Below are 25,384 nucleotides of genomic sequence, written 5' to 3'. Positions count from 1 at the left end.
GCCCATCCTGAATGAATGCGGTGTCCTTGAGTTTTTCGCGAGCAAGCTCGCTCCTACAGGGCGATTAGTACAGCGCGGCGAACAGCTTGCGGCGGTACGCGGTCACCAGCGGGTGATCGTTGCCCAGCAGTTCGAACACCTGCAGCAAGGTCTTGTGCGGCAAGCCTTCGCTGTAGCTGCGGTTGCGGATGAACAGTTTGAGCAAGCCTTCCAGCGCGGCATCGTACTGCTGGCGCGCCAGTTGCTGAATGGCCAACTGATAGGCCGCTTCGTCGTCCTGCGGGTTTTGCGCCAGGCGGCTTTTCAGGTCGGCGGGGTCGGGCAGGTCGGCGGCCTGGCGCAGGAAGGTGATTTGCGCCTTGGCGCCAGCGAGGGCGGCCTTGTGCTCGTCGCTCTTGACGGCGTCGAGAACGGCCTGGGCTTCGCCCAATTCACCGCGTTCGGCCAGGCAGCGCGCGTACAGAATCAGCGCGCCGGCGTTGCTGTTGTCTTCGCCCAGCAGCGCGACCAGCACGGCTTCGGCTTCACTGATACGGCCCTCGGCAAACAGCGCCTGAGCCTGCTCCAGCGGGTCCGCCGCAGCCGGCGGCGGCATCTGCACGTGAGGTTCGAGCATCGCCCGTACCGCCGACTCCGGCTGCGCCCCGGCAAACCCGTCCACCGGTTGGCCGTCCTTGAACAGCACCACCGTCGGCAGGTTGCGAATACCAAAGCGCGCAACGATGTCCTGCTCGGCCTCGCAATCGACCTTGGCCAGCAGCAATTGGCCCTGATAACTCTCGGCGATCTTCGCCAGCATCGGCATCAACGCCTTGCACGGCGCGCACCACTCGGCCCAGAAGTCCACGAGTACGGGCTTTTCGAAGGAGTTCTGGATCACCGCCTGGTCGAACGTGGCGGTGGTGGCGTCGAAGATATACGGCGTGGGCTCACTCATGGGGCGTCTCGAATAAAGCGGGAATGGGGCAACTATAAGGGCTGGCGCCGCGAATGGTACAGGCTCACTTTGCGAAACTCCCAAGGCTCGGCCAAGTCCGGCAATGTCAGGGCATCGAGTATCGCCAGGCGCTGATAATCCGGATGCTGAAAGTCCCGCACCCGCGAGTCCGCCACCAGTGCTTCACGCCCGCGCGTGAGGAATTGGTCGAGCAGCGGCAGGTTGGCGCGGTCGTAGAGCACGTCGGCCACCAGGATCAGGTCGAAGCGGTCGGCCTCGGCGAAAAAATCCGCCGAATAGCCCAGTTCAACCCCGTTGAGTTCGGCATTCGCACGGCAGGACGCCAATGCCAGTGGGTCCAGGTCGCAGGCCACCACTTCCAGCGCGCCGACCTTGGCGGCGGCAATCCCGGCGACGCCGGAGCCGGCGCCGAAATCCAGCACGCGCTTGCCCGCGACCCATTCCGGGTTCGCCGCCAGGTAGCGTGCGAGTGCCAGGCCGCTGGCCCAGCAAAAACTCCAGTAGGGCGGCTCATGCAGGATGCGCCGGGTTTCTTCGGGGCTGAAGGCGCGGTCCATGTTGTCGGCGTCGAGCAGCCACAACGCCAGGTCGGTGCCCGGCAACGGGCAGGGCACCAGCTGTGCGTCGCCGATCAGGGCGCTCAGCGCCCGTTGCAGGTCGAGCGGTGGCGTCATGGTGCCTTGACGAGTTGCAGGGGGCCGGTGGTCTGGGTGATGGCCTGGGTGATGCGTACCGCGGGCAGGTGCAGGATCAGTTGGCCGGACTGGCTGGCGCGCCCGCGCAGTTCGACCCGCGCACCGGCCGGGAACGCGTCGGGGCTGAAGCGCAGGCGGAAGGCCAGGGGCTTGCCGTTGCCGCTCAGCACGCTGCTGGCGAGCAGTTGTTGCGGGCGGCTGCGGTCGTCGATCACCAACAGCGCCATTTCGACTTCGGCGCCGGCGGGCACGTTGGTCAGGCTGCCGTTGATCTCACGCTGGTAGGCCGGCAGCGGGCCGAGGTCTTCGATGCCGGGGACTTTTTTCTCTTGCGCCGGCTGAGGCTGCGGCGTCGAAGGTTTTGGGGCTTCGCTGCTGCAGGCGACCAGAAAACCGAACAAGGTGAGTAAAACGAGTGGTCGTAACTGCATGTACGGCTCCAGAAAGGACAAAATCCGTGGCTTAAAAAACAGGAAACATAATCGTCAGCCTATATACCGTAAAGGCTATGGCTTGTCTTGCCACGGGGATGCGCTACCATGGCCCTCCCTTTTTTTGTTGCCTGCCACCATGCACTGTCCCTTCTGCGGTGCCAACGACACCAAGGTCATTGACTCGCGTCTGGTCGCCGAGGGCGATCAAGTGCGTCGCCGGCGCGAATGCCTGGCCTGCGGTGAACGTTTCACCACCTTCGAAACCGCCGAACTGGTATTGCCGCGCCTGATCAAATCCGACGGCAGCCGCCAGCCTTTCGACGAAGACAAATTGCGCGCCGGTATGCAGCGCGCCCTGGAAAAACGCCCGGTGAGTGTCGAGCGGCTGGAGGCGGCGCTGGCGCATATCAAGCACAAGTTGCGCGCGACCGGCGAGCGCGAGGTCAAGTCCCTGGTGGTTGGAGAGCTGGTGATGGGCGAGCTGCAAAAGCTCGACGAAGTCGCCTATATCCGTTTCGCTTCGGTGTATCGACGTTTCCAGGACCTCAATGAGTTCCGCGAAGAGATCGACCGCCTGGCCCGTGAGCCGATCAAAAAATGAACCCACCGTCTGCTGAACAGGCCATCCTCGACGCCCATTACATGGCCCGCGCCCTCGAACTGGCGCGCAACGGCCTGTACACCACCCATCCCAACCCGCGTGTGGGTTGCGTGATTGTGCGCGATGGGCAGATCGTCGGCGAAGGTTGGCATGTACGTACCGGCGAGCCCCATGCAGAAGTGCATGCCTTGCGCGCGGCCGCTGACAAAGCCCGTGGCGCCACGGCCTACGTCACCCTGGAACCCTGCAGCCATTACGGCCATACCCCGCCGTGCGCCGATGCGCTGGTGAGTGCCGGGGTGGCGCGGGTGGTCGCGGCGATGCAGGACCCCAACCCGGACGTCGCCGGGCGCGGTATGCAGCGCTTGGCCCAGGCCGGCATCGAAGTGCGCAGCGGTGTGCTCGAAGTGGAAGCGCGGGCGCTCAATAAAGGTTTCCTCAAGCGCATGGAACACGGCCTGCCGTTTGTGCGGGTCAAGCTGGCGATGAGCCTGGACGGCCGCACCGCGATGGCCAGCGGCGAGAGCCAATGGATCACCGGCCCCGCCGCCCGCGCCGCCGTGCAGCGCCTGCGCGCCGAGGCCAGCGTAGTGCTGACCGGCGCCGACACCGTGCTGGCCGATGGTGCGCGCCTGACCGTGCGCGCCGCCGAACTCGGCCTGGACGCAGAAACCACCGCGCTGGCCATGTCGCGTCCGCCGCTGCGCGTATTGATCGACGGCCGCCTGCGGGTGCCGCTCAATGCGCCGTTCTTCAAGGCCGGCCCGGCGCTGGTCATCACCTGTGTCACTGCGGAAAACCAGTTCCCCCGTGGCCCCGAGTGCCTGGTGGTGCCCGGTGTCGATGGCCAGGTCGACCTGCGCTCGGCGCTGGTGGCGTTGGCGGCCCGTGGCGTCAACGACGTGCTGGTGGAAGCCGGGCCAAGCCTGGCGGGCGCGTTCGCCCAGCAGGGCCTGGTGGACGAATACGTGATTTTCGTCGCCGGCAAGTTCCTCGGCTCCGCAGCCCGGCCTTTGCTGGACTGGCCGCTTGAGAAACTGGCCGACGCGCCCCAACTCAAGATCACTGAAATGCGCGCTGTGGGCGATGACTGGCGAGTCACTGCCATCCCTGTGCCAGCAGCGAGCGTATAATTCTGACCGGGCGCTCAAACGCCCGCACCGTTTTCCAGGAGAAGGCCATGTTCACCGGCATTATCGAATCCATCGGCAGCATCCGTGCCATGACCCCCAAGGGCGGCGACGTGCGCCTGCTGGTTGACACCGGCAAGCTCGACCTGGGCGACGTCAAGCTGGGCGACAGCATCGCCGTCAGCGGCGTGTGCCTGACCGTCGTCGACTTGCCGGGCAACGGCTTTGCCGCCGATGTCAGCCGGGAAACCCTGGACTGCACGGCGATGAGCGACCTCAAGGCCGGCAGCCCGGTCAACCTGGAAAAAGCCCTGACCCCGACCACGCGCCTGGGCGGTCATCTGGTCAGCGGCCATGTCGACGGCGTCGGCGAAGTAGTGGCGCGCAGCGAAAACGCCCGCGCCGTGGAGTTCCGCATCCGCGCGCCCAAGGAGTTGGCCAAATACATCGCCCACAAAGGCTCGATCACCGTCGATGGCACCAGCCTGACCGTGAACGCCGTGGATGGCGCCGAATTCGCACTGACCATCATTCCCCACACCCTGAGCGAAACCATCATGGCGTCGTACCAGCCAGGTCGCCGGGTGAACCTGGAAGTCGACTTGCTTGCCCGTTACCTGGAGCGCCTGCTTATGGGCGATAAGGCCGCAGAGTCTGACTCTCGACAAAAGCCTGCCAGTAACATCACCGAAAGTTTTCTGGCCGCTAACGGCTACCTGAAATCCTGACCAAGGGGGTGCCCTGTGGCGCTCAATAGCATCGAAGAACTGGTTGAAGATATCCGCCAAGGCAAGATGGTCATCCTGATGGATGACGAAGACCGTGAGAACGAAGGCGACATCATCATGGCCGCCGAGGCGTGCAAGCCGGAGCACATCAACTTCATGGCCAAGCATGCCCGTGGGTTGATCTGCATGCCCATGAGCCGCGAACGCTGCGAGTTGCTCAAGCTGCCGCTGATGGCGCCGCGCAACGGTTCCGGGTTCGGCACCAAGTTCACCGTATCGATCGAGGCCACCACCGGCGTGACCACCGGGATCTCCGCCGCCGACCGTGCGCGCACCGTGCAAGCGGCCGCCGCGAAAGACGCCAAGGCCGAAGACATCGTCAGCCCGGGCCACATCTTCCCGCTGATGGCCCAGCCGGGCGGCACCCTGGCCCGCGCCGGCCACACCGAAGCCGCCTGCGACCTGGCGCGCATGGCCGGTTTCGAGCCGAGCGGGGTGATCTGCGAAGTGATGAACGACGACGGCACCATGGCCCGTCGTAGCGAACTCGAAACCTTTGCCGCCCAACACAACCTCAAGATCGGCACGATTGCCGACCTGATTCACTACCGGATGATCCACGAACGTACCGTTCAGCGGATTGCCGAGCAGCCGCTGGACAGCGAACTGGGCCAATTCAACCTGGTGACCTACCGTGATTCGGTGGAAGGCGACGTTCACATGGCGCTGACCCTGGGCACCATCTGCGCCGACGAACCGACCCTGGTGCGCGTGCATAACATGGACCCGCTGCGCGACCTGTTGATGGTCAAGCAACCCGGGCGCTGGAGCCTGCGCGCCGCGATGGCCGCGGTGTCCGAGGCCGGCAGCGGGGTGGTGTTGCTGTTGGGCAACCCGGTGGATGGCGACGTCTTGCTCGCGCATATTCGTGAGTCCGCCGAGCAAACCCAGGTCAAAACGCCGACCACCTACAGCATCGTCGGCGCCGGTTCGCAGATCCTGCGCGACCTCGGCGTGCGCAAAATGCGCCTGATGAGCGCACCGATGAAATTTAATGCGATATCCGGTTTCGACCTGGAAGTTGTAGAATACGTGCCCTCCGAATAAAGGCTGGCGATTTTCGCCCCTTGTTCGCGGTTAAATCATCACTGAGGGACGCACTTTTCGCGTCCCGGCTCTTTAAGAGATTTGTCGAATGACCCTGAAGACCATCGAAGGTACCTTCATCGCCCCCAAAGGCCGCTACGCCCTGGTGGTTGGCCGCTTCAACAGCTTCGTGGTTGAAAGCCTGGTAAGCGGTGCCGTGGACGCCCTGGTTCGCCACGGTGTGAGCGAGAGCGACATCACCATCATCCGTGCCCCTGGCGCCTTCGAAATTCCACTGGTTGCGCAAAAAGTTGCGCAACGGGGTGAATACGCGGCGATCGTCGCCCTGGGCGCGGTCATTCGTGGCGGTACGCCGCACTTCGAATACGTGGCTGGCGAATGCACCAAGGGCCTGGCCCAGGTGTCCATGGAGTTCGGCGTACCGGTTGCATTCGGCGTGCTGACCGTGGATTCGATCGAACAAGCCATCGAACGTTCCGGCACCAAGGCCGGTAACAAAGGTGCTGAAGCTGCCCTGTCCGCCCTGGAAATGGTCAGCCTGCTGGCGCAGTTGGAGGCCAAGTGATTTCCGACGAGAGCGATCGTTTCAACCCGCGCGACCCACGCCCAGCCGACGCCGGCAAGCCGTCCAAGAGCGTCAAGCGTCGCGAAGCGCGTCAGCTTGCGACCCAGGCGCTGTATCAGTGGCACATGGCGAAAACCTCGCTGAACGAAATCGAAGCGCAATTTCGCGTCGACAACGATTTCAGCGACGTCGATGCCAGCTACTTCCACGACATCCTGCACGGCGTCCCGGCCAATAAGACCGAGATCGACATCGCGCTGGCACCGTGCCTGGACCTGACCCTCGACGAGCTGGACCCGGTTGAACTGGCCGTACTGCGCCTGTCCACCTGGGAACTGCTCAAGCGCGTCGACGTGCCGTACCGCGTGGTGATCAACGAAGGTATCGAACTGGCGAAAGTCTACGGTTCGACCGACGGTCACAAGTTCGTCAACGGCGTGCTCGACAAGCTGGCCCCGCGCCTGCGCGAAGCCGAAGTGAAGGAACACAAGCGCTGATCCGCGCTTGAGTTCCCGATGGGCGAGTTTGAGCTGATCCGCAAATACTTCGCCGCCGCGCCTTGTGCGCAGGGCGGCGAGGGCATTGCCCTGGGGATCGGCGATGACTGCGCCTTGCTGGCGCTCCCCGCCGGGGAGCAGTTGGCAATCTCCACCGATACCTTGGTGGCTGGCGTGCATTTCGCCGACCCCTGTGATCCGTTCCTGCTCGGCCAGCGCTCGCTGGCCGTGGCGGTGAGCGATCTGGCCGCCATGGGCGCCGACCCCATCGCGTTTACCCTGGCCCTCACAACACCCACCGTCGATGCCGATTGGCTGCAACGCTATGCCCAGGGTTTGAACGCCATGGCGCAGAGCTGCCGCGTGGGCCTGGTCGGCGGCGACACCACGCGCGGGCCGCTGAGCCTGACCATGACCGTGTTCGGCCGTGTGCCGGCCGGGCAAGCGTTGACCCGCAGCGGTGCGCGGCCGGGTGACTTGCTGTGTGTGGGCGGGGAATTGGGCAACGCAGCGGGAGCGCTGCCGTTGGTGCTGGGCCAGCGCAGCGCCGAGGCCGGCATCGCCGACCCGCTGCTGGCGCATTACTGGTCGCCGCAACCGCAGTTGGCCCTGGGCGTTGCCCTTCGGGGCAAGGCGACGTCTGCAATGGATATTTCCGACGGGCTCCTGGCCGATTGTGGGCATATCGCCAAGGCATCGGCTGTCAGCCTGCTGGTCGAGCGCCAGCGACTGCCGTTATCCAAGGCCTTGCTCGCGTTTGTCGGCGATGACGCGGCGCGGGTGGCGGCCTTGAGTGGCGGCGACGACTATGTGTTGGTGTTCACCCTGCCACCGGCCGCGCTGGCACCATTGCTGGCGGGCGGCTGGCCGGTGCATGTGATCGGCCGGGTCGAGGCGGGGCAGGGCGTGACGCTGCTCGACGCGAACGGGCGCGACATCACCCCGGCCGTTCGCGGTTATCAACATTTTCGCGAGACGCCCTGAGTCAGCATTCAGACCTGCATAGAACCGAGACGAAGGCCAATCGAGCCGATTGATCTTTATCAACGATAATTCAGCTTAAGCGTCTGTAGGAACGTGCTGTTACAATGCCCGCCTCTGTGAAATCTGAAATCAGGAGCACACGGTGCCCGTCGTTTTCGTCGCTGCTTCCAAGCTGCCTACCCCTTTTGCCATGTTCACCATGCATGGCTTCCTCGAAGAAGCCAATGGGCGCGAGCACGTCGTGCTCAGCCTGGGCGATATCGCCGATGGCGCGCCGGTACTGGGCCGCATCCACTCCGAGTGCCTGACCGGCGACGCGCTGTTCAGCCAGCGCTGCGACTGTGGTTCGCAACTGGAAGCGGCGATGCGCGCCATTGCCCATGAAGGCCGCGGCATCTTGCTGTACTTGCGCCAGGAAGGTCGTGGCATTGGCCTGCTGAACAAAATCCGCGCCTACGAGTTGCAGGACGGCGGCGCCGACACCGTTGAAGCCAACGAGCGCCTGGGCTTTGCCGCCGACCAGCGTGATTACGGCATCTGCCTGCCGATGCTGGAGCACCTGGGCGTGAAATCCCTGCGCTTGATGACCAACAACCCACGCAAGGTCAAAGCCTTGACCGAGATGGGCATCACCGTCGCCGAGCGCGTGCCGCTGCACACCGGGCACAACCCGCACAACAAGCTCTACCTGGCGACCAAAGCCAGCAAGCTCGACCACATGATGGGCAACGAACACCAGGGCGAGGTCGACCGCGCGTGACTCGAGGCCAGGTGAAACGGCGACTGTCCTTCAATTGGTGGCAGTACCTGGCGCTGGCGTTGCTGCCATTGTTCGTGATCAACCTGGTGTTCGCTCAGGCCGAACCGCTGTTGCCGGTGCTGGCCATGCCGTTCTTCATTGCGGGCGTGGCCTCGATGTTTCTCAGCCTGCGCTATTTTCATGGCTATAAACATGCGTTGATCGCCACCTCTAAAGCCCTCGATACCGCAGAAGAGCCGGCGGCCTGGATCACCCTCGCCGCCCGTCGGCGCACGGCGTTGCTGATTGCCTCCGTGCCCGCCTGGATCGGTGCGCTGGCGGTATTCGTCGGCCTGGAAGCGGTGCCGTTGTTCCTGCTGGCGTTGTCGACCCTGGTGTTGTTTTACCTCTACCGCATCCCGCGTCAATTGGGATGAAGCCTCGCTGGCTGGCGCTCCTGCTGCTGGCGTTCGCTGCCCAGGCCCTGGCGGTCGAGCGGGTGGTCAGCCTGGCGCCGTCGCTGTCGGAAATCGTGGTTGAACTGGGCGCTGCCGACCTGTTGGTGGGCGTGCTCGATGGCGGCGAGCGGCCAGCGGCGCTGGCGAAGGTCGCGTCGGTCGGGCGCTATGGGCAATTGAACATCGAGCGCTTGCTCAGCCTCAAGCCCGACCTGATCCTGCTCTGGCCCGGCAGCATCGGCCCGGCCCAGCGTGAACAGTTGCAGCGCCTGAATATCCCGGTCTACGTCGCCGAACCCCATAACCTCGAACAACTGACCCAGCAGGTCCAGGCCATCGCCGAGCAACTGGGGCGCGCCGACGCCGGCCGGCAATTGTCTGCGCAGTTGCGCCAACGCCTGGCCGGGTTGCGCCAGCGCTATCAGCGTGCCGAACCCTTGCGGGTGTTTTACCAAGTGTGGAGCCCGCCTTTGTACACCGTGGGCGGTGGGCAGATCATCAGCGATGCGCTGAGTGTGTGCGGCGCGCGCAATGTGTTCGACGACCTCACGCTGCCTGCGCCGCAGGTCAGCGTCGAGTCGGTGCTGCAGCGCAACCCCGAGGTGATTCTGGCGGCGGATCAACCGCAGTTGGATGCCTGGAAAGCCTGGCCGCAGCTGGCGGCGGTGGCGCAGGGGCGTTTGCTGTTGGTGCCGGACAAAGGCCTGGAACGGCCGAGCGGGCAGATGTTGGAAGCCTTGGCGCGGTTGTGTCAGGTGATTGCGCCGAACCGCTGACGCAATCGCAGGCACGCCGACGTTTCTATCAGAGCGTCGGCGTCCAGGTCACGCCAACCCTCCACACCCGACCTTCTTCCCGATAGTCCTGATTGTTCAGGAACGCCGGATCGTCATAGCTGTAACGTGCCCGAGCGTAAGTCTTGTCCAGCACGTTATCGACTTTCAGCGACAGCGCCACTTCCCGGCTGAGCGCCCAACTGCTGCGCAGCCCGAGCAAGGCATAACCGCCCAGGCGATTGCGATTGGCTTCGTCGTCGTAGCTGCTGCTGATCGCCTGCCAGCTCGCACCGACGCCGAGTTGATCGAATTGCCGATCCAGGTCCAGGTTCAGGGTGCGCCGCGCACGGCGGGCGAGGGTGTGGCCGCTGTCGCGGTCGCGCGGGTCGATCAGCGAAACGCCCAGGTTGCCCTGCCAGCCGAACAGCTCGTGCTTGAGCGCGGCTTCAAAACCATTGATCCGCGCCGCTGCGACGTTCTGCGGTTTGCCGCCGTCGAGAATGATCGCGTCGCTCAAGTCGGTGCGGTACAGCGAGGTTTCCAGGCGCGTGTGGTCGCCGAGCTGGCTGCGCCATTGCAGTTCGTAACTCTTCGACGTCTCGGGCTGAAGATTCGGGTTGCTGTACTGCGTGTCCGGGTAATAGAGGTCATTGAAGGTCGGCGCGCGGAAGCCTTCGCTGTAGCTGAGCAGCACATCGTTGTCGGGGTTGATCGGCACGGTGAGGGTGCCGCTCCAGCTGTTCTGGCTGCCAAACTGTTGGTTCTGGTCATGGCGCAGGCCCAGTTCGGTGGAAAACCACTCGCTGCGGAAACGATGCTGCACAAACGCGGCGCGGTTCCAGCGGCTGTTTTCGGTGAAGGTGGTGGAGCCGTGGAAGCGGTCTTCGTACCAGTCGCCGCCGAGGATCAGGCTGTTGCGCTCATTCAGGGTCAGGTCGTTCTGCCAGTTGACCGAGTCGCGGTAGGTGTTGAACACGCTGAAGTCATCGCTGAGGGTATCGCGCTTGGTGTCGCGGTTCTCGCTGTGGCCCAGTTCCAGGCGCGATTGCCAGCGTTCGCTGAGGCGGGCGTCGGCATAGCCGCTGGCGCTGCTCACGGCGTAGTCGGTGTAGGGTTTCTGGCCGACGCTCTGGCCGGTGGCGACGTCGTAGCGGCCGAAGCTGTTGTCGTACTCCGACTTGCCGCGGCTATCCAACAGGTTGAAACCGGCTTCCAACGCGTCACTGAAACTGTGGCTGAGGTTCAGGCTGACGGACTGGTTGCGGTAGGCATCATGGTCGCCATCGCTGGGAAACGAGGTGTGTGTCGAGTTGATGCCGGCGCTTTCATCCAGGCTCGCGCCCAGGTTGAAGCGCGTGTGTTCGTCGCCGCCGGACAGCCCGAGGCTACGCTCCCAGCTCTGGTGGCTGCCGAAGCCCAACCGCAGGCGCGGTTGCAGGCCCTGTTCGGCGTTGCGCCGGGTAAACACCTGGATCACCCCGCCAATCGCATCGCTGCCGTAGATCACCGAGCGCGAGCCGCGCAGCACTTCGACGCGCTCGATCTGGTCCACATTCAGGTATTGCAGGCCGCTGTCGCCGGAGGTGGCGTTGGCGATGCGCTGGCCGTCCACCAGCACCAGGCTTTGCGCGGACTTGGTGCCGCGCAGGTAGATGCCCGGCAAACTGCCACGGCCGCCGGTGGGCGCCACTTGCACGCCGGGCACGCGGCTGAGCAGGTCGGTCAGGCTGGTCGGTTGCAGGCGGTCGATGTCGTCGCGGGTGAAGACGGTGTTGGCGGCGCTGCTGTCGTTGCGCGCCTGGACCTGGCGGTTGGCGCTGATGACCACGTCGGGGAGTTTCAGCGCGGCGTCGCGGGTGTCGGCGAGCAGGTCGGGGGCTGGCAGAAGCAGCAAGGGCAGGGCAAGGCGCAGGTGATTCATAGAGCGGTCCATAGCTTTTTGTAGGAGCGAGCTTGCTCGCGAAAAACCTGAGGACGCCGCGTGCATACAGAGTGCACGCGTCATCGTTGACGTTTTTCGCGAGCAAGCTCGCTCCTGCAGAAGTCTCGGGGGGTTATAAACCCAGGAGTGTCATGCGTTCGCGGACCGACGCCTCGATACCCGCCTCGTCGAGCCCGCACTCGGCGAGCATCTGCGCCGGCTTGGCGTGTTCGACGTACACATCCGGCAAGCCCAGGTGCAGCACCGACTTGAGGATGTTCTCGCGCGCCAGGAACTCGCTGACCGCCGCACCGGCACCGCCCATGATGGCGTTTTCTTCGACCGTCACCAGCAGTTCATGGCCGGCGGCGATCTCGCGCACCAGTGCTTCATCCAGCGGTTTGACGAAACGCATGTCGACCACGGTGGCGTCGATCTTCTCGGCGACTTTCAGCGCTTCGGCCAGTTGCACGCCGAACACCAGGAACGCGGTCTTGCTGCCTTGGCGTCGCACAACGCCCTTGCCGATTTCGATCGGCGCCAGGTCTTTTTCGATCACCGCGTTCGGGCCGGTGCCGCGCGGGTAGCGCACGGCGGCCGGGCCGTTGTAGAGGTGGCCGGTGCTGAGCATCTTGCGCAGTTCGTTTTCGTCGCTCGGCGTCATCACCAGCATGCCGGGGATGCAACGCAGGTAGGACAGGTCGAAGCTGCCGGCGTGGGTCGGGCCGTCTTCGCCGACCAGTCCGGCGCGGTCGATGGCGAACAGTACGTCGAGGTGCTGCACCGCGACGTCATGCACCAACTGGTCATAAGCGCGCTGCAAGAAGGTGGAGTAGATCGCCACCACCGGCTTGGCGCCTTCGCAGGCCATGCCTGCGGCGAATGTCACCGCGTGCTGCTCAGCGATGGCGACGTCGAAGTAGCGCAGCGGGAAACGCTCGCTGAACGCCACCAGGTCGGAACCTTCCTTCATCGCCGGGGTAATTCCCACCAGGCGCGGGTCGGCGGCGGCCATGTCGCACAGCCATTCGCCGAACACACCGGAGTACTTTGGCCCGCTGGCTTTTTTCGGCGCGGCGGCGGGGGCGTCCAGGGGGTCGAGCTTGGTGATCGCGTGGTAACCGATCGGGTCGACTTCCGCCGGGGCGAAGCCTTTGCCTTTCTTGGTGACGATGTGCAGGAACTGCGGGCCTTTGAGGTCACGCATGTTGCGCAGCGTGGCGATCAGGGTCGGCAGGTCGTGGCCGTCGATGGGGCCGATGTAGTTCCAGCCCAGCTCTTCGAACAGCGTGCCGGGCACCAGCATGCCTTTGGCATATTCTTCGGTGCGGCGGGCAATTTCCCACGCGCCGGGCAAGCGCGACAGCACTTTCTTACTGCCTTCGCGCATGCTGGCGTAGGTCCGGCTGGAAAGGATCTTCGCCAGGTAGTTGGACAGGCCGCCGACATTGCGCGAGATCGACATGTCGTTGTCGTTGAGGATCACCAGCATGTTGGCGTCCACTTCCGGCGCATGGTTCAGCGCCTCGAAGGCCATGCCGGCGGTCAGCGCGCCGTCACCGATCACCGCAATCGCCTTGCGATCGCTGCCCTGCAGACGCGAGGCGATCGCCATGCCCAGCGCGGCGCTGATCGAGGTGCTGGAGTGGCCGACGCCAAAGGTGTCGTACTCGCTCTCCGAGCGACGCGGGAAGGCGGCGATGCCGTCCTTCTGGCGCAGGGTGCTCATGCGCTCGCGACGGCCGGTGAGGATTTTATGCGGATACGCCTGATGGCCTACGTCCCACACCAGCCGGTCGTCCGGGGTGTCGAACACGTAATGCAGCGCGATGGTCAGCTCGATGACGCCCAGGCCGGCACCGAAATGCCCACCGGTCTGGCCGACCGTGTAGAGCAATTCCAGGCGCAATTCATCGGCCAGGGTTACCAGCTCGGCTTCACCCAGACGACGCAGGCCGTCCGGCGTGACAGCACGGTCGAGCAGAGGCGTGGACGGGCGTTTGCGGGGAATCTCTTGAAACGTCGTGGGCATCAGGCGAATCGTTATAGGTATAGAAGAGGCGGCAGTTTACCTCAAGCATCGCAAACTGCCCACGCAGAGCACCGAACTTGACCGATATGTGGCTGTAATGGCCGCGGTTATCAGTGACGACGTTCGACGATGTACCGCGCCAGGTCTCGCAGGGGCTCGGCCGCTGCGTCGAAAGGTCGCAGGGCGGCCAGGGCCTGGTCGCGCAGTTCCAGGGCATAGGCCTTGGCGGCATCCAGCCCGAGCAGCGCAGGATAAGTCGGTTTGTCCCGTGCGATATCGGCACCCTGGCGTTTGCCCAGGGTGGCGGTGTCACTTTCTACGTCGAGAATGTCGTCCTGCACCTGGAACGCCAGGCCGATGGCTCCGGAATAGACCTGCAAGGCCGCCAATTGCGCGGCTTCGGCACGCCCACTGGCCAGGGCGCCCAGGTGGACGGCGGCTTCGATCAGGGCGCCGGTCTTGTGCCGATGCATGTGTTCGAGGGCCTGTTGATCGAGCTTCTGGCCCACCGAGCCGAGATCGATGGCCTGGCCACCGACCATCCCGGCGGGGCCTGCGGCGACCGCCAGGGTGGTGACCATGCGCAAGCGGATCTCGGCATTCACGCTGCTCAAACTCGGGTCGAGCAATGCGCTGAACGCCAGGCTTTGCAGGCCATCGCCGGCGAGGATCGCGCAGGCTTCGTCAAAGGCTTTATGGGTGGTCGGCTGGCCGCGACGCAGGTCATCGTCGTCCATCGCCGGCAAATCGTCATGCACCAGGGAATAGGCGTGAATCAACTCCACCGCGCAGGCCGCGCCGTTGGCCTGTTCGGCAGGCGCGCCGAGGGCTTCGCAGGCCGCATAGGCCAGCAACGGGCGCACCCGCTTGCCGCCATTCATCACGCTGTAGCGCATGGCCTCGTAGAGCCGTTTCATTTCCGGGCTTGGCGCAACAAACAAGGGCTCCAGCGCCGCATTGACCCGGGCTTGGCTACTGGCCTGATACGCGTCGATCATTCGGGTTGTTCCGCATCGAAAGGTTCTTCGGCCAACTCCCCGTCGCGTTCGAGCAACACCTGGACCTTCTGCTCTGCCTGCGCCAACGCGCTCTGGCAGTCGCGGGTCAGGCCGATGCCTTGTTCAAACGCCGTCAGCGAGTCTTCCAGCGACAACTCGCCGTTCTCCAGACGCTCGACCAGGGTTTGCAGGTCGGCGAGGGATTGTTCGAAATCGAGTGCAACTTTTTTGCGGGCCATGGCGGCTATTCCGGTAGACGGTAAACCGGCGCGACACTAGCAGACATGGGGGATGGGGGCAAATGAACGGGGCGACTGAGCCGATTGCGCGGTCGCCTGTTACTGCGCCGCCGCGGCGCGCAAATAGTTATACACACTGGCCCGGGAAATCTTGAAGTAGTCGCCGACGTAGTCGACAAAGTTACGCACATCCAGCAGGCCGTGCTCCCGCGCCTGCACCAGCACCTGGATGATTTCGCTACGGCCGAAATCGGCGGGTTTCAAATGATTTTCGGCGGCGAGGGTTTCGATGATCTCATTGAGTTTTTCCCGCCAATCGCCGCTGAACAGCGATTCTGGGCGCCCCTGGGACTGCTGGCCTACGGCAAAGCCGCTGATCAGTTTCTGCACTTGGGCCAGGGCGGTCACATCGAAGTTCAGGCACAGCAAGGCGCAGGGTTCACCGTTGGCGGCACGGGCGACGAGGGAGATCGAACGCAACTGACGGCTGTTGATCCCGGTCTTTTCATACGGCCCGACGGTGTCGGGTCCGGCAGCCAACTCAGCCAGGTCAGTGATCAGCGATTCATCCCCGACCTGACGTCGGGAAAAGCCATTGGCGATGTGGGCAATACGCCCGGTGTGCAGGTCGTGTACCACGGCTTCCAGGTCCGGATAGAGCAGGGCGGCGATGCCGTCGGCGGTTGCCTTGATGAATGCGATATCGACCATGGGTTAACCGGGCACTGGAAAAAGGAGCGGTGATTGTACGCAGGCGTCCGAACAGTTGTCAGTCCACGGCCTGCATGCGCTGCACCGCGAGGGTCGCCAGTGCGATGTCCTGAGCGGCCAGGCCGGTCAGGTCGGCGATGGTCAGGTCATCGTCGCGGAAACGCCCGCGTGCCTTACCGGCCAGCACATGGCCGAGGGAAACGTCGGCCTGGTCGCTGATCAAATGGGCCCGTACTGCGTGGCTCATTTCGCCATGGTCCAGGCATTGGGCCCGGTCATCGGTCATGAGCACCCGTGCCCTTTGCAGCAGCAACGGGTCCAGCTCCTGTTTGCCTGGGCTGTCTGCGCCCAGGGCGACAATATGAGTGCCTGTACGCACCACGTCGGCCGGTACGATTGCCTGGGTCGACGGCGTGCAGGTAATCACCAGATTGCACTGTGCGAAAACAGCCTCAACGCTGTCGGCTGCTTGGGCTTTCAACCCAGCTTGCTGCAGTGCGTTGGCGAGGTGTTGTGCCCGCTCGGGAGCGCGTCCCCAGATCACCACACGCTCGATTCCGAGCAGTTCGCAGGTCCAGCGCGCCTGCAGTTGCGCCTGATGCCCGCTGCCGAGAATGCCTAGCGCGCTCACCCGTGCGGGCGCCCCGGCCCGTGCGGCCAAGGCACCGGCGGCGGCAGTGCGGCAACTGGTCAGCCAGCCTTCGTCGTTGAGGATGGCGCGGGTCTTGCCGGTGTGAGAATCGAACACCAGCACCAGGCCATTATTGGTCTCCAGGCCGCGGGAAGGATTCTCATAAAAGCCCATGGCCAGCTTGACCACAAACACCGAACCGTCTTTCGCGTAGCCGGACTTGATATGACAGTCCCCCGGCGGGTTTTCAAACAACAACACCCCCGGCGGCGGGGCCACGATGCGGCCGTCGGCGTGACTGATCAATGCCTGTTCCACCGCGTGCAGCATGTCTTGGCGCGACAACGTGGCGCGCAATGCACTGAGTTCGTAAACCGCCAGTGGCACCGCGCTCATCACGCACGCTCCTGCGGGGGAACGCAGGTTTTAAGCTTGAAGTCCGAGAGTGTGGTCATGGCGCGCTCCTGAATATCAACGGGACGAAAGCGCGACACTAACCTGATTTATATTTATTGTCTAATTTGTACTTATCGTACAATTCTGGTTTGAGTGTTTAAGCATCGCGTCAAACTCGACCAGCCCGGCCTGCATCTTCTGCAGTGCCGCCATCTGCAGCGCCAGCTCCTCCTGCTTGCGGGCAATCGCCTGGCTCGCGCGCGCCCAGGGCAGCGCGTCGCCCTGGTGCCCGTGCAAAATGGCCTGTAGCTCCTTGAGCTTGAAACCCAGTTGTTGAGCACACTTGATCAACATCAGCAGCTCGATACTCTGCGCCGAATAGACCCGATACCGCCCCGCTCTCTGCGGGCTGGGAAGCAGGCCGATCGCTTCATAGTGACGAATCGCCTTGATGGTCGTGCCCGACAGTTGCGCCGCTTTGCCGATGAACATGAAAACGCCCTTTTCCAAATAATCCGCCGGCCCGCGTCAGCCAACGAGCGCGTTGCGCGGGCGTGGAACCCAGCACCGGCCCGAGCAACAAGGTCTTGGTCACCGTTATGCCGCAAAACGCCAGCGTCGTCTTGCGCATCTGATGAATGCCCGGCATGCGGTAGAACCAGCGGTAATACCATGGCGGCGTATCGAGCGTCACCAGCAAGTGCGCGGTTCGGCCATGCAGCAGCTTGTCAGGAAATGCCTTGCCTGCACGGTACTTGAAGGCGAAGCCGGGTAGGAAAACTCTATCGATAAAGCCCTTCATCAACGCCGGAATACCACCCCACCAAATCGGCAAGACAAACGCCAAATGGGTGGCCCACAGGATATCTGCCTGGGCACCGAGCAAATCGGCTTCCAGGGCTTGAATGTCGGTGTAACCGTGATGCAGCACCGGGTCGAAAGCCAGCGTGCCCAGCCGTAGGACGCGTACTTCATGGTCGGCGTTTTTGGCCGATTGGATGTAGGTGTCCGCCAGTGCCGAACAGAAACTGGTGCTGGAGGGATGGCCGAGGATGACCAGAATGCGCTGAGCCATGGGGATGAGTCCTGAAACGGGGTTGCAGGGTAGGGGCTGCCGTATAGGGGAGAGTCAAGGGGAATAGCGCGATGCGGCTTGCCCCACGTTTTGCCCCGTTACTCATAAAACCCCGGTCTCAAGTGCTTGAGATTCGTCACCGATGAACAGCGGCTGGAACGTTTTGCTTGGCACGTAGCCGGTTATTTTTTTGTCATGTGTAAGGTTTTGAGGCGCATGTTCGGTGATGTGCATATTGATGTCGTTGGCGGCCTGCCGGCGTTTGCTACCAACGCTCTGGATCACGTGCCCCGTGGTCTGCCGGCCCTCCTGCCGGAGGACAATCTCGATCAAGCAGTGGCGAAGTGCCAGGTCCCAGCAAACCTGTTCAATGGAATGCATGCGTTCCATCCCCTCGTGACGTGTGCGAATACTTTACCTGTATAAGTCTACATTCTAGACCTGTCGTCTATTGCTACATATCGTGTGGCTGTCGTTTAAACAAATCGAGTACACGCAAGGAAGTACGCATGACTATGGCAGAAGCAGTGTCGACAGGGGCATTGGTAGTGTTGGGGAGCATCCTGCTGGTGCTCCTGCTGCAATACTTGAGGCTGCGTGAACTCTGGAAAATGGCGCTTACCTGCCGCCGGAACGCGCGCTGGGGGCGGATCTATGAGGCTGAGAACCGGGAGTTGCGTTCTGCGCTGCGCGCTGAGAAGGCGCATATCAAGCAGTTGCAGAGGAAAGTCGGGCTTTTGCAAGGGGGGGTGACTGCGCAGGAGGAATAGGTAGAGAAGGATGTCTCGCTGATCACTTTTCAGACGAGAGCAGGAGCGTCAAAAACAATACCCGTTGGAGCCTATCCTCCCAACCGCTGCGCTTGACAGGGATAGTGGCAAAGTGCGATTGAGGCTTTAGGATTTTGGGTCCGGGGCGATAACCTTTTTTTTAGCGCGCCCTCTTTTGAGCGCCGCGTAGCGACGGAGAATAGAACAATGGCAAGTATGGAAGCTCAACTGGAAGAGCAGTTCGATAAGGAAATGGCGTCGGTCAAACGCCCGAACCTGATGATTGTTGGCGGCACCGGTGTTGGAAAGAGCAGCCTGATCAATCATATCTTCGGCAAAACGATTGCCAAGGTCGGTACCGGGCAGCCTGTCACTCGGGGTTGTCATCGCTACGAAGACGCCAACATCCCTTTGGTCATCTTTGATACCGAAGGTTATGAGGTGACGGAAGGCAAACCCTCGACAGGCAACTTTCGGGAAAAAATCATCCCGGAGATCAAACAGCGCAAGTTCAAGGCGCTGGATGAACAGATCCATCTCATTTGGTACTGCCTCAGCGTAGCCAACCACCGGGTTACTGATTTTGACCTGGACAACTTGCGATTGATTACCGGTGAACTGGATATTCCGGTGGCTGTGGTACTCACCCAGTGCGATGCCGAACCCATTGACGATGACGGCAACGGTGAGACTTCCCGGGCGTTTCGCAACGTGCTAAGCGAGCACGGTATTCATTGTGAGGTTTTCGAGACCTGTGCAAATAACCCCAGCCACGATCCAGAGCTGAAACTGGACCTCGAAAAGTTAATCGCCTGGTCGAGTGCATCACTCAAGGACGATGCGCTACGCCAGTCCTTCGTGGCTGCCCAGATCGCGTCGCTACCAGCCAAACGCAGCGAGGCGATGACCATCATCATGACCTACAGCGGCACCACCGCCGCCAGCGCCGGACTTAACCCGGTGCCGATGTCGGACGCGTTACTCATTGTGCCTCAGCAGATGGCGATGGCGGCATCGCTGGCCAAGCTCTACGGGTTTGGCTCGATGGGTGAAATGGCCGTCAGCCTGCTCAAGGGCCAGATCCTCAGCCTGGTGGGGCGTCAGTTGGCAGCCAGCCTGACCAAGATGATCCCCGTGCTTGGGCAGATCATTAACGCCGCTGTTGCCGGGGCGATCACCGGAGCGCTGGGCTTGGCCCTGGTCGAGGTCTATGAACGCGCCGTGGACGGCTACCTGAAGACAGGCAAGTCACCGGACTGGGCTCGCCTCTTTTCTAACGAGCAGTTCATGCAGGCATTCAAGATTGCGCTGGGGAAATGGGGCAATCAAAAAGCTTGAAGCCACTTGGCGCACTCTGAAGGCCGTGGCGAGAGACAGATCTGTTTCTAGGCAGGCCTTCATCCCCTTTCAGCGGTTCAGGGTTTAGAGAGACATGGATCAGTTCGCGATCAACATCATCGTGCTGGGTAAAAGCGGCGTCGGCAAAAGCAGCTTCTGCAACTATCTTTTTGACCAGGTGGGTTTGTTTGAGACGGGAAGTGGCAAGCCCGTCACCTCCTGGGAGAAAAATTTTCAGTCGCACACCTTCGAGCACCAGGGGCACCTGTTGAATGTGTTCGACAGCGTTGGCCTGGAAGCTGACAACTATGAGCGATGGCTCCAACAGTTCGACCGTTTCATGCAGCAACATCGTGCGCGCCCGATGGAACCGGAAACCTGGATTCATGGTGCCTTCTATGTGATCAACGCCAGCTCCGCACGGCTGGAACCGGTGGATGTGAATCTGATCAAACGGCTTGGACTGGATGCCAGGATTCCCCTGCAAGTCATCCTGACCAATGCCGACGTTGCGGGCGATAAGGTCGAGGCCCTCGAGCGAGAAATTCACCAACTATGCCCGGGTGTATCGGTGACGCCGCTGTGTTCGGTATCGGTACGTAGGCGTGGTGGTCAGTCGACGCAAGCCTTTGGTCGCGATGAAGTGCTTTCGCTCTACCTGGAACAGTCGCATGCCTTTCTCAGCAAGCGTCTGGCTGCGATGAGCTGCTTGAACTTCAAAGGTGTGCTTCGCCAAATGCGCGATACGGTCGTTGCCAAGATCGAAAAGGCAGACCTCAGCATCTTTAGAATCGCGGACCTCGATCTGGATACGGAAATCGAGTTGCCCGATTTTGATGAGGTGTTTTCCGATCTGAAAGGCTTCGATGACTACCTCTCATCCTTTGGTTTCATGGGGGACTGGGAGACCAGCGATGAGCTGGAAAACGCAGTGACCCGTGTGTTTGACGACTTCCAGCGAGAGATGGAGGGCCGCTTCAAAGAGATCGAAGACGGGTTCGAGTCCGATAGCTTCCTGCGCAAGGTGGGCGCGCTCTATGAGGCGGCAAAAATCATCCTGACCCTTAAATCGACCATGATTGAATGGCTGGATGATGGTTTTGGTCGTGTCCACGCAGAACTCGACAGGCTCTTCGTCAAATATGCCGAGGACGACAACTTCTTCGCCAGTCATCTAACGGGGCGCGTCTTCATCAGGCCCAAACTGTTCGGCATTTTCTAAGCACGGGCTGCATCAGCGCTATTTAAGGAAGAGCATTAACCATGGGCTTCGATTCGATTTATGCGGTGCTGCCAGACCACGCGGCCGAGATAAGCCGCTTGCAGTACTTGTTGGCTGACGCACGGCTGCCGGTGGTTTCGGTGATCGGCAAATACAACCATGGCAAGAGCTCCTTGCTCAACGCCCTCGTGGAGCGCGAGCAGTTCGCCGTGTCGGATGCTCGGGAAACCACCGTGTTGAGCTACGTCGAGCCTGAACGCTTGAGTTGAACCTGTCTTCTTATCGTGACGCCGCTCATGCTGGGCGGCTGCTTTTTTTTTGCAAAGGAATGACGCGGCATGAATCGAATGTTTGTAAGCCCTTGGTTGTCGGTATCCCCTAACGGCCCGGTGACCTGTGCTCACCCCCGCGCACATGACTATGTTCATTTACGCCAAGGCGAAATGGATGGTGCCTGTGGACCTTACTGCGTGGCGATGACCTTGATCGCATTGGGCGTTATGTCCCGCGAGCAGGCTCAATCACTCGACAGTTACGATGGCCGAACCCGACTGGGTCGCTTTCGCGAAAGCCTACTGGCCTTCGGCGCGCTGGTGTCGGAAGGCACCGACGATTTCGATGTGAGCTGGCTGGTTGATGTGTTCAAGCACGCCGGGGTTGTGACCGAAGTGCTGGATGCAGCGCCGCGACGACAGACGACCATCCGCAATATTGCCGACGCCGTCGACAACCGCAAAATCCCGATCGTCTGTGTCGATTGGGACGACGGCCTGGCGGCGCATTGGCTGCTGGTTATCGGCTATCAGGGTTACCAGGCAAACGATGACGATGAATTGCAAATCACCCACCTGCTGTGCCTCGACCCCACCAGTGACGCCCCACGGGTGTCACTCTGGAATGCAGTGATCGAAGTCTTCACCGAGGAGGGTAAATCGGTGAACGAAGGTCGTTACTACTGCCAGCACTGGGGCCCCAACGCCGCGCCGACGGCCTGCCGAATTGCTCAAAGTGTTTTGGTGGGGCTCGATAAAAAAGCCGAGTCCAACTATTTCTACTGAGTAAAGTGCGGGCGGCGCAACGTCCATCGCAGCACCTAACGAAGCAAGCCTGCTTTTTCAAGCAGGCTTATCGTTGACGGCAGTTTTCTTACTTCTGCTGCGCCGTCAGCGCCGCATAACCATTCATCAAGTTGCGATAGTTCGGAATACGCTGGGACAACAGATTGCCCAGGCCTTCGATATCGTTGCGCCAGTCGCGATGCAGCTCACACGCCACCGAAAACCAGTTCATCATCTGCGCACCGGCCTGCGTCATCCGGCTCCACGCCGCCTGCTGCACCGTGGTATTGAAGGTGCCCGACGCATCCGTCACCACAAATACATCAAACCCCTCCGCCAGCGCCGACAACGTCGGGAACGCCACGCACACGTCCGTCACCACACCGGCAATGATGATCTGCTTACGCCCGGTGGCCTTGATCGCCTTGACGAAGTCTTCGTTGTCCCACGCATTGATCTGACCAGGGCGAGCGATGTACGGCGCGTCCGGGAACATCTCCTTCAACTCCGGCACCAGCGGGCCGTTAGGGCCTTGCTCGAAGCTGGTGGTGAGGATCGTCGGCAGGTTGAAGAACTTGGCCAGGTCCGCCAGGGCCAGCACGTTGTTCTTGAACTCGTTGGGCGAGAAGTCCTGCACCAGGGAGATCAGGCCGGTCTGGTGGTCGACCAGCAGGACTACGGCGTCGTCTTTGTTCAAGCGGTTGTAGGTTGGCGTGCTCATGGTTGAATCCTTTTTTGTTTAAGTGGGTTGGGCGTTGCGTTCAACATGGGCACAGATTAATGGGCGGGACGTGGGGGATAAATCGGCTGGGAGGCGTCTTACTGTCAACTTAAAAGGGACAATTGGTTGAGCTACCCGCAGTATCGGTCCTTTTCACTTGCGGGATGTTTCCTAGAGAACTCCAGGAGCGGTATGAGGGTGTTCTTCAAAAGAGCGGGCGTCAGTGCTCTGCGTGATTAACGGTGTTCTATTCGAGCTCCACCTTTTTCAGGTGAAGCCAGGCTGTACTCACCTTCATCACAATGACCCCCAACAGCAGCAAGCCGGTGAGCGTCATGGCGAGCCCTTGCAGCAAGATGTTTGCCGGTACCTTATCAGCCACGACGCCTGTCAGCATGACCGAAACAAGAAAGGCCGCGCCTGTGCCGGTATCCAGCAATGCAATCACACGGGCATAGAAATCCCCAGCAACCTGCTGATAGATGCGCAACAGGCTCAGGGTAATGACCAGCCCCTCCGCCAGCCCCGTCACAGCCACCAACGGCAATGCCAAACCGAGGCTGTCGACTTTCGATACAACCCAAATAGAGGCACATATCAGGGTCAGACTGATCAACATCCATGCGCCATATTGCTGCCCGACACGGGGCCATGACGACAAAGCAAGTCCAGCCAGCATGCCGACACCATAGGCGCCGAACAGCAACCCGACATCGGCCGGTGGACGCTCCAGCACCTGGACCACATAGACAAGCGCAAGAATCTCAAAACTGCCAAGGGCCAGCATCACCAGCATACTGGCCGTCATGGGCAGTATCAGGCTGGCTCCATAGCGTGAAACCGCCGTGCGCAAATCGCGCCAGATACCTACTTCATCGGCCTGCTCCCGCTTGACATGGGACGAGGGCAACAACACACACAAGACACTGGCGATGAGCAGCAGCACGCCAATTACCACAACCGCCACCCCATGCCCGTAGTGGCTGGCCAGCACGCCAGCCAACAGCGTACCGATGGCCATCCCTGACATGCGCGCGGCCATGATGATGGCGTTGGCAGCGGGTAGCCTATCTGCCGAAACCAGGCTGGGTAACAAGGCACTGGCACCCGGCACGAAGAACCGGTTACATGTCGCCGCCAGGGCAGCAATGGCAAGGATCGGGATAAGCTGCCCACGCATCGCCGGCAGCAAGAGTGCCAGGATGATGAACAGACGCGCCACACAGGCCCAGACCAGTACCCGTTTGAGATCGGTGCGATCGGCCACTGCACCGGCCCATGCGCCGAACAGCAGCATCGGGATCAACTCGCATATGACCAGCAACATGATGTTGAACGCCGACTGGGTCAGATCGAATACCACGATCTGCAGCAGTACGATCAGCATCCAATCCGCCACCGAAATCACCCATTGCAGACCGGTCAAGAGCAAAAGACCGGCGCCATGTTTGTGTAGCAGCCGCTTCACCGCTGGTCTTCCACAGTCAGGTTTTCCTGCGCGAGCTTGTCCTGGTCGTGCTTGAGCACAAATCGATGCAGGATCATGCGAAGCAGTCGTCCGAGCCACTTGGGATTGGCTTGCATCCAGGCGTAACAGGCTTGCAGGCGACAGCCCATTTCGACTTTGCCCTGCTCGTTGGAAATACCAAAGTTAATGCTGCGCAGTCCTTTGCCGATGGCGTGGCGAACGATGTGGTAGCCCATGGCGCGGTGGATGGACAGGCGACTCGTTGCCTCCAGATCCACGCCGCAATAGGTGGATTCCAGATGGTCGCCCAGAACAAAACAGAGGTCGAACGCATCAATGCGTCCTTCCTTGCGCAGCAGCAACCACACCGCATGGTCGAGCTGGCTCATTTGCAGAAAGAAATCTTCGGTGACCATGATCTGGTCAGGCGAGTGATGTTTGCGATACAGCTGTAACCATAAGGCGTGCAAGCGCTGCGCTTCATCAGTCGACAGTGCCTGACCCTCGCGAATGTCGAGACAGTAGCCTGCCTTTTCAAGCGACCGCAGATCACGGCGTATGCTTTTGCGCTTGGGGTGCTGCTCCAGATACTGCTCAAAGTCTGTCCAGGGCAGCTCCAAATGCGCGCAGCTGTAGAGCTTGTCGAGCGCCTGCTTGTGGAGGTAGTCGGCTGTCGGAAAATCCCGCCCGACGAACAGTCGGACGCCGCGCTTGATTGACGCCCGCTCCAGCGCAGCCACCAGACCATATCGCAGGCTTATGGAATTCGCAGTCACCGCTAACATCAGCGGCAACCCCGTATTGACCGGCGTTCCCAGGGTTGTGACGCGCAATGACATCCCATATGGCAGATGAATCCGCCATAGGGTGGCTACAGCAGCGCCGACCAGTTCACCGTTTGAAATGGCCAGCGCATAAAGGTACTGGCATTCCAGGCCGCTGGCCTCCAGGGCAGCCATATACTCATGGCTGCAAAACTGATGAGGCTTGCACAGTTGATTCCAGGACGTTCGGTCAATCGTCGCAATCGAGTCCTTGATTTCAATATGTTCCGCCGCCCAAGTGGTGTCATTTGTGCTGGCCGGCAAGCCGACCCGCACCACCTGTTCCATGCGTGTCATATGCGACTTCC

29 protein-coding genes and 1 pseudogene are annotated in these 25,384 nt (G+C 61.6%); 15 read left to right on the top strand and 15 right to left on the bottom strand.

The features are described from left to right. Nucleotides 1–64: 64 nt before the first annotated feature. Genes trxA through PverR02_RS28240 form a run of 3 tightly spaced genes read right to left on the bottom strand, consistent with a single transcriptional unit; the run spans nucleotide 65 to nucleotide 2,084 of the window. Entirely contained in the window at nucleotides 65–937 is an 873-nt protein-coding gene (trxA, locus tag PverR02_RS28250) for a thioredoxin (protein WP_057005478.1), read from the bottom strand. Nucleotides 938–969: 32 nt separating this feature from the next. Continuing rightward, entirely contained in the window at nucleotides 970–1,632 is a 663-nt protein-coding gene (locus tag PverR02_RS28245; RefSeq protein WP_079444803.1) for a class I SAM-dependent methyltransferase, read from the bottom strand. Continuing rightward, the gene (locus PverR02_RS28240) at nucleotides 1,629–2,084 is read right to left on the bottom strand and encodes a YbaY family lipoprotein (protein WP_017849582.1); all 456 of its coding nucleotides are present in this window, start codon (nucleotides 2,082–2,084) and stop codon (nucleotides 1,629–1,631) included. Before PverR02_RS28240 ends, PverR02_RS28245 begins: the two co-directional genes overlap by 4 nt. A gap of 139 nt (nucleotides 2,085–2,223) precedes the next feature. Between PverR02_RS28240 and nrdR the strand changes: the two genes are divergently transcribed. The 10 genes from nrdR to PverR02_RS28190 all read left to right on the top strand — a co-directional run bounded on the left by nrdR (nucleotide 2,224) and on the right by PverR02_RS28190 (nucleotide 9,672). Then, nucleotides 2,224–2,688 (top strand): transcriptional regulator NrdR, encoded by a 465-nt coding sequence (gene nrdR / locus PverR02_RS28235; protein ID WP_026140361.1) that lies wholly within the window; start codon nucleotides 2,224–2,226, stop codon nucleotides 2,686–2,688. After that, a complete protein-coding gene (gene ribD / locus PverR02_RS28230; RefSeq protein ID WP_046381891.1) occupies nucleotides 2,685–3,821 on the top strand; it encodes a bifunctional diaminohydroxyphosphoribosylaminopyrimidine deaminase/5-amino-6-(5-phosphoribosylamino)uracil reductase RibD in 1,137 nt (378 codons plus the stop codon). The genes nrdR and ribD overlap by 4 nt, the downstream gene beginning before the upstream one ends. A gap of 47 nt (nucleotides 3,822–3,868) precedes the next feature. Beyond that, nucleotides 3,869–4,546 (top strand): riboflavin synthase, encoded by a 678-nt coding sequence (locus PverR02_RS28225; protein WP_017849579.1) that lies wholly within the window; start codon nucleotides 3,869–3,871, stop codon nucleotides 4,544–4,546. Between the two features lie 15 nt (nucleotides 4,547–4,561). Beyond that, nucleotides 4,562–5,653 carry a bifunctional 3,4-dihydroxy-2-butanone-4-phosphate synthase/GTP cyclohydrolase II gene (ribBA, locus tag PverR02_RS28220; RefSeq protein ID WP_046381892.1) on the top strand — a complete coding sequence of 364 codons (1,092 nt, stop codon included), beginning with the start codon at nucleotides 4,562–4,564 and terminating at the stop codon, nucleotides 5,651–5,653. A gap of 88 nt (nucleotides 5,654–5,741) precedes the next feature. Next, the gene (gene ribH, locus PverR02_RS28215) at nucleotides 5,742–6,218 is read left to right on the top strand and encodes a 6,7-dimethyl-8-ribityllumazine synthase (protein WP_017849577.1); all 477 of its coding nucleotides are present in this window, start codon (nucleotides 5,742–5,744) and stop codon (nucleotides 6,216–6,218) included. Then, nucleotides 6,215–6,715 carry a transcription antitermination factor NusB gene (gene nusB, locus PverR02_RS28210; RefSeq protein WP_017849576.1) on the top strand — a complete coding sequence of 167 codons (501 nt, stop codon included), beginning with the start codon at nucleotides 6,215–6,217 and terminating at the stop codon, nucleotides 6,713–6,715. The genes ribH and nusB overlap by 4 nt, the downstream gene beginning before the upstream one ends. Nucleotides 6,716–6,733: 18 nt before the next feature. After that, nucleotides 6,734–7,699 carry a thiamine-phosphate kinase gene (gene thiL / locus PverR02_RS28205; protein ID WP_079444802.1) on the top strand — a complete coding sequence of 322 codons (966 nt, stop codon included), beginning with the start codon at nucleotides 6,734–6,736 and terminating at the stop codon, nucleotides 7,697–7,699. A 142-nt stretch (nucleotides 7,700–7,841) separates the two neighbouring features. After that, entirely contained in the window at nucleotides 7,842–8,459 is a 618-nt protein-coding gene (gene ribA / locus PverR02_RS28200) for a GTP cyclohydrolase II (RefSeq protein WP_017849574.1), read from the top strand. Next, nucleotides 8,456–8,875: a nuclear fragile X mental retardation-interacting protein 1 gene (locus PverR02_RS28195; protein ID WP_026140360.1), complete on the top strand. Its 420-nt coding sequence runs from the start codon at nucleotides 8,456–8,458 to the stop codon at nucleotides 8,873–8,875. The genes ribA and PverR02_RS28195 overlap by 4 nt, the downstream gene beginning before the upstream one ends. Next, nucleotides 8,872–9,672, top strand: a complete 801-nt coding sequence (locus tag PverR02_RS28190) for a cobalamin-binding protein (RefSeq protein ID WP_046381894.1) — start codon at nucleotides 8,872–8,874, stop codon at nucleotides 9,670–9,672. Before PverR02_RS28195 ends, PverR02_RS28190 begins: the two co-directional genes overlap by 4 nt. Before the next feature lie 28 nt (nucleotides 9,673–9,700). On the opposite strand, the gene PverR02_RS28185 is transcribed toward PverR02_RS28190, so the two are convergent. The 9 genes and pseudogenes from PverR02_RS28185 to PverR02_RS28145 form a co-directional block, all read right to left on the bottom strand. Beyond that, nucleotides 9,701–11,593, bottom strand: a complete 1,893-nt coding sequence (locus tag PverR02_RS28185; RefSeq protein WP_079444801.1) for a TonB-dependent receptor domain-containing protein — start codon at nucleotides 11,591–11,593, stop codon at nucleotides 9,701–9,703. A 133-nt stretch (nucleotides 11,594–11,726) separates the two neighbouring features. Beyond that, nucleotides 11,727–13,625 carry a 1-deoxy-D-xylulose-5-phosphate synthase gene (gene dxs, locus PverR02_RS28180; RefSeq protein ID WP_017849570.1) on the bottom strand — a complete coding sequence of 633 codons (1,899 nt, stop codon included), beginning with the start codon at nucleotides 13,623–13,625 and terminating at the stop codon, nucleotides 11,727–11,729. 110 nt (nucleotides 13,626–13,735) lie between these two features. Continuing rightward, a complete protein-coding gene (gene ispA / locus PverR02_RS28175) occupies nucleotides 13,736–14,623 on the bottom strand; it encodes a (2E,6E)-farnesyl diphosphate synthase (RefSeq protein WP_017849569.1) in 888 nt (295 codons plus the stop codon). Beyond that, nucleotides 14,620–14,862, bottom strand: coding sequence for an exodeoxyribonuclease VII small subunit (locus tag PverR02_RS28170; protein WP_003176346.1), 243 nt, complete (start codon nucleotides 14,860–14,862; stop codon nucleotides 14,620–14,622). Before PverR02_RS28170 ends, ispA begins: the two co-directional genes overlap by 4 nt. A gap of 99 nt (nucleotides 14,863–14,961) precedes the next feature. After that, a complete protein-coding gene (locus tag PverR02_RS28165; RefSeq protein ID WP_017849568.1) occupies nucleotides 14,962–15,573 on the bottom strand; it encodes a helix-turn-helix transcriptional regulator in 612 nt (203 codons plus the stop codon). A gap of 58 nt (nucleotides 15,574–15,631) precedes the next feature. Next, entirely contained in the window at nucleotides 15,632–16,600 is a 969-nt protein-coding gene (locus PverR02_RS28160) for a Rossmann-fold NAD(P)-binding domain-containing protein (RefSeq protein WP_017849567.1), read from the bottom strand. A gap of 120 nt (nucleotides 16,601–16,720) precedes the next feature. After that, the gene (locus PverR02_RS28155; protein ID WP_079444800.1) at nucleotides 16,721–17,092 is read right to left on the bottom strand and encodes a MerR family transcriptional regulator; all 372 of its coding nucleotides are present in this window, start codon (nucleotides 17,090–17,092) and stop codon (nucleotides 16,721–16,723) included. Then, nucleotides 17,031–17,675, bottom strand: a complete 645-nt coding sequence (locus tag PverR02_RS28150; RefSeq protein WP_046381898.1) for an NAD(P)H-dependent oxidoreductase — start codon at nucleotides 17,673–17,675, stop codon at nucleotides 17,031–17,033. Before PverR02_RS28150 ends, PverR02_RS28155 begins: the two co-directional genes overlap by 62 nt. A 123-nt stretch (nucleotides 17,676–17,798) precedes the next feature. Beyond that, nucleotides 17,799–18,065 (bottom strand): annotated as a pseudogene (locus tag PverR02_RS28145) (WYL domain-containing protein); the annotation flags it as partial. Nucleotides 18,066–18,184: 119 nt separating this feature from the next. Here PverR02_RS28145 and PverR02_RS28140 point away from each other — a divergent pair. The 5 genes from PverR02_RS28140 to PverR02_RS28120 all read left to right on the top strand — a co-directional run bounded on the left by PverR02_RS28140 (nucleotide 18,185) and on the right by PverR02_RS28120 (nucleotide 22,063). Then, nucleotides 18,185–18,445: a hypothetical protein gene (locus tag PverR02_RS28140; RefSeq protein WP_046381900.1), complete on the top strand. Its 261-nt coding sequence runs from the start codon at nucleotides 18,185–18,187 to the stop codon at nucleotides 18,443–18,445. A 207-nt stretch (nucleotides 18,446–18,652) separates the two neighbouring features. After that, nucleotides 18,653–19,783: a GTPase gene (locus tag PverR02_RS28135; protein ID WP_079444798.1), complete on the top strand. Its 1,131-nt coding sequence runs from the start codon at nucleotides 18,653–18,655 to the stop codon at nucleotides 19,781–19,783. Between the two features lie 94 nt (nucleotides 19,784–19,877). Next, entirely contained in the window at nucleotides 19,878–21,005 is a 1,128-nt protein-coding gene (locus PverR02_RS28130) for a GTPase (protein WP_079444797.1), read from the top strand. Nucleotides 21,006–21,046: 41 nt separating this feature from the next. Next, on the top strand, nucleotides 21,047–21,274 hold the full coding sequence (locus PverR02_RS28125) for a GTPase (protein WP_079444796.1): 228 nt from the start codon (nucleotides 21,047–21,049) through the stop codon (nucleotides 21,272–21,274). A gap of 201 nt (nucleotides 21,275–21,475) precedes the next feature. Continuing rightward, complete coding sequence (locus tag PverR02_RS28120; protein WP_146181398.1) at nucleotides 21,476–22,063, top strand: hypothetical protein; 588 nt, start codon at nucleotides 21,476–21,478, stop codon at nucleotides 22,061–22,063. Between the two features lie 88 nt (nucleotides 22,064–22,151). Here the strand turns inward: PverR02_RS28120 and ycaC are convergent, their stop codons facing one another. The 3 genes from ycaC to PverR02_RS28105 form a co-directional block, all read right to left on the bottom strand. After that, complete coding sequence (gene ycaC, locus PverR02_RS28115) at nucleotides 22,152–22,784, bottom strand: isochorismate family cysteine hydrolase YcaC (protein ID WP_046381905.1); 633 nt, start codon at nucleotides 22,782–22,784, stop codon at nucleotides 22,152–22,154. 247 nt (nucleotides 22,785–23,031) lie between these two features. Continuing rightward, nucleotides 23,032–24,252: an MFS transporter gene (locus PverR02_RS28110; RefSeq protein WP_079444795.1), complete on the bottom strand. Its 1,221-nt coding sequence runs from the start codon at nucleotides 24,250–24,252 to the stop codon at nucleotides 23,032–23,034. Continuing rightward, complete coding sequence (locus tag PverR02_RS28105) at nucleotides 24,249–25,373, bottom strand: GNAT family N-acetyltransferase (protein ID WP_079444794.1); 1,125 nt, start codon at nucleotides 25,371–25,373, stop codon at nucleotides 24,249–24,251. The genes PverR02_RS28110 and PverR02_RS28105 overlap by 4 nt, the downstream gene beginning before the upstream one ends. Nucleotides 25,374–25,384 lie beyond the last annotated feature (11 nt).

The organism is Pseudomonas veronii, from assembly GCF_002028325.1.
Lineage (GTDB): Bacteria > Pseudomonadota > Gammaproteobacteria > Pseudomonadales > Pseudomonadaceae > Aquipseudomonas > Aquipseudomonas veronii.
This window is presented reverse-complemented; position numbering and strand designations above follow the sequence as displayed.

Coding starts and splice junctions, on each gene's coding strand:
- PverR02_RS28105 (WP_079444794.1), bottom strand. CDS start 25,373: ATGACACGCATGGAACAGGTGGTGCGGGTCGGCTTGCCGGCCAGCACA.
- PverR02_RS28240 (WP_017849582.1), bottom strand. CDS start 2,084: ATGCAGTTACGACCACTCGTTTTACTCACCTTGTTCGGTTTTCTGGTC.
- PverR02_RS28225 (WP_017849579.1), top strand. CDS start 3,869: ATGTTCACCGGCATTATCGAATCCATCGGCAGCATCCGTGCCATGACC.
- PverR02_RS28135 (WP_079444798.1), top strand. CDS start 18,653: ATGGCAAGTATGGAAGCTCAACTGGAAGAGCAGTTCGATAAGGAAATG.
- PverR02_RS28140 (WP_046381900.1), top strand. CDS start 18,185: ATGACTATGGCAGAAGCAGTGTCGACAGGGGCATTGGTAGTGTTGGGG.
- PverR02_RS28155 (WP_079444800.1), bottom strand. CDS start 17,092: ATGTTCATCGGCAAAGCGGCGCAACTGTCGGGCACGACCATCAAGGCG.
- PverR02_RS28165 (WP_017849568.1), bottom strand. CDS start 15,573: ATGGTCGATATCGCATTCATCAAGGCAACCGCCGACGGCATCGCCGCC.
- ispA (WP_017849569.1), bottom strand. CDS start 14,623: ATGATCGACGCGTATCAGGCCAGTAGCCAAGCCCGGGTCAATGCGGCG.
- PverR02_RS28150 (WP_046381898.1), bottom strand. CDS start 17,675: ATGGCTCAGCGCATTCTGGTCATCCTCGGCCATCCCTCCAGCACCAGT.
- nrdR (WP_026140361.1), top strand. CDS start 2,224: ATGCACTGTCCCTTCTGCGGTGCCAACGACACCAAGGTCATTGACTCG.
- PverR02_RS28130 (WP_079444797.1), top strand. CDS start 19,878: ATGGATCAGTTCGCGATCAACATCATCGTGCTGGGTAAAAGCGGCGTC.
- thiL (WP_079444802.1), top strand. CDS start 6,734: ATGGGCGAGTTTGAGCTGATCCGCAAATACTTCGCCGCCGCGCCTTGT.
- ribH (WP_017849577.1), top strand. CDS start 5,742: ATGACCCTGAAGACCATCGAAGGTACCTTCATCGCCCCCAAAGGCCGC.
- trxA (WP_057005478.1), bottom strand. CDS start 937: ATGAGTGAGCCCACGCCGTATATCTTCGACGCCACCACCGCCACGTTC.
- PverR02_RS28160 (WP_017849567.1), bottom strand. CDS start 16,600: ATGAGCGCGGTGCCACTGGCGGTTTACGAACTCAGTGCATTGCGCGCC.
- PverR02_RS28170 (WP_003176346.1), bottom strand. CDS start 14,862: ATGGCCCGCAAAAAAGTTGCACTCGATTTCGAACAATCCCTCGCCGAC.
- PverR02_RS28245 (WP_079444803.1), bottom strand. CDS start 1,632: ATGACGCCACCGCTCGACCTGCAACGGGCGCTGAGCGCCCTGATCGGC.
- ribD (WP_046381891.1), top strand. CDS start 2,685: ATGAACCCACCGTCTGCTGAACAGGCCATCCTCGACGCCCATTACATG.
- ycaC (WP_046381905.1), bottom strand. CDS start 22,784: ATGAGCACGCCAACCTACAACCGCTTGAACAAAGACGACGCCGTAGTC.
- PverR02_RS28190 (WP_046381894.1), top strand. CDS start 8,872: ATGAAGCCTCGCTGGCTGGCGCTCCTGCTGCTGGCGTTCGCTGCCCAG.
- PverR02_RS28185 (WP_079444801.1), bottom strand. CDS start 11,593: ATGAATCACCTGCGCCTTGCCCTGCCCTTGCTGCTTCTGCCAGCCCCC.
- PverR02_RS28125 (WP_079444796.1), top strand. CDS start 21,047: ATGGGCTTCGATTCGATTTATGCGGTGCTGCCAGACCACGCGGCCGAG.
- dxs (WP_017849570.1), bottom strand. CDS start 13,625: ATGCCCACGACGTTTCAAGAGATTCCCCGCAAACGCCCGTCCACGCCT.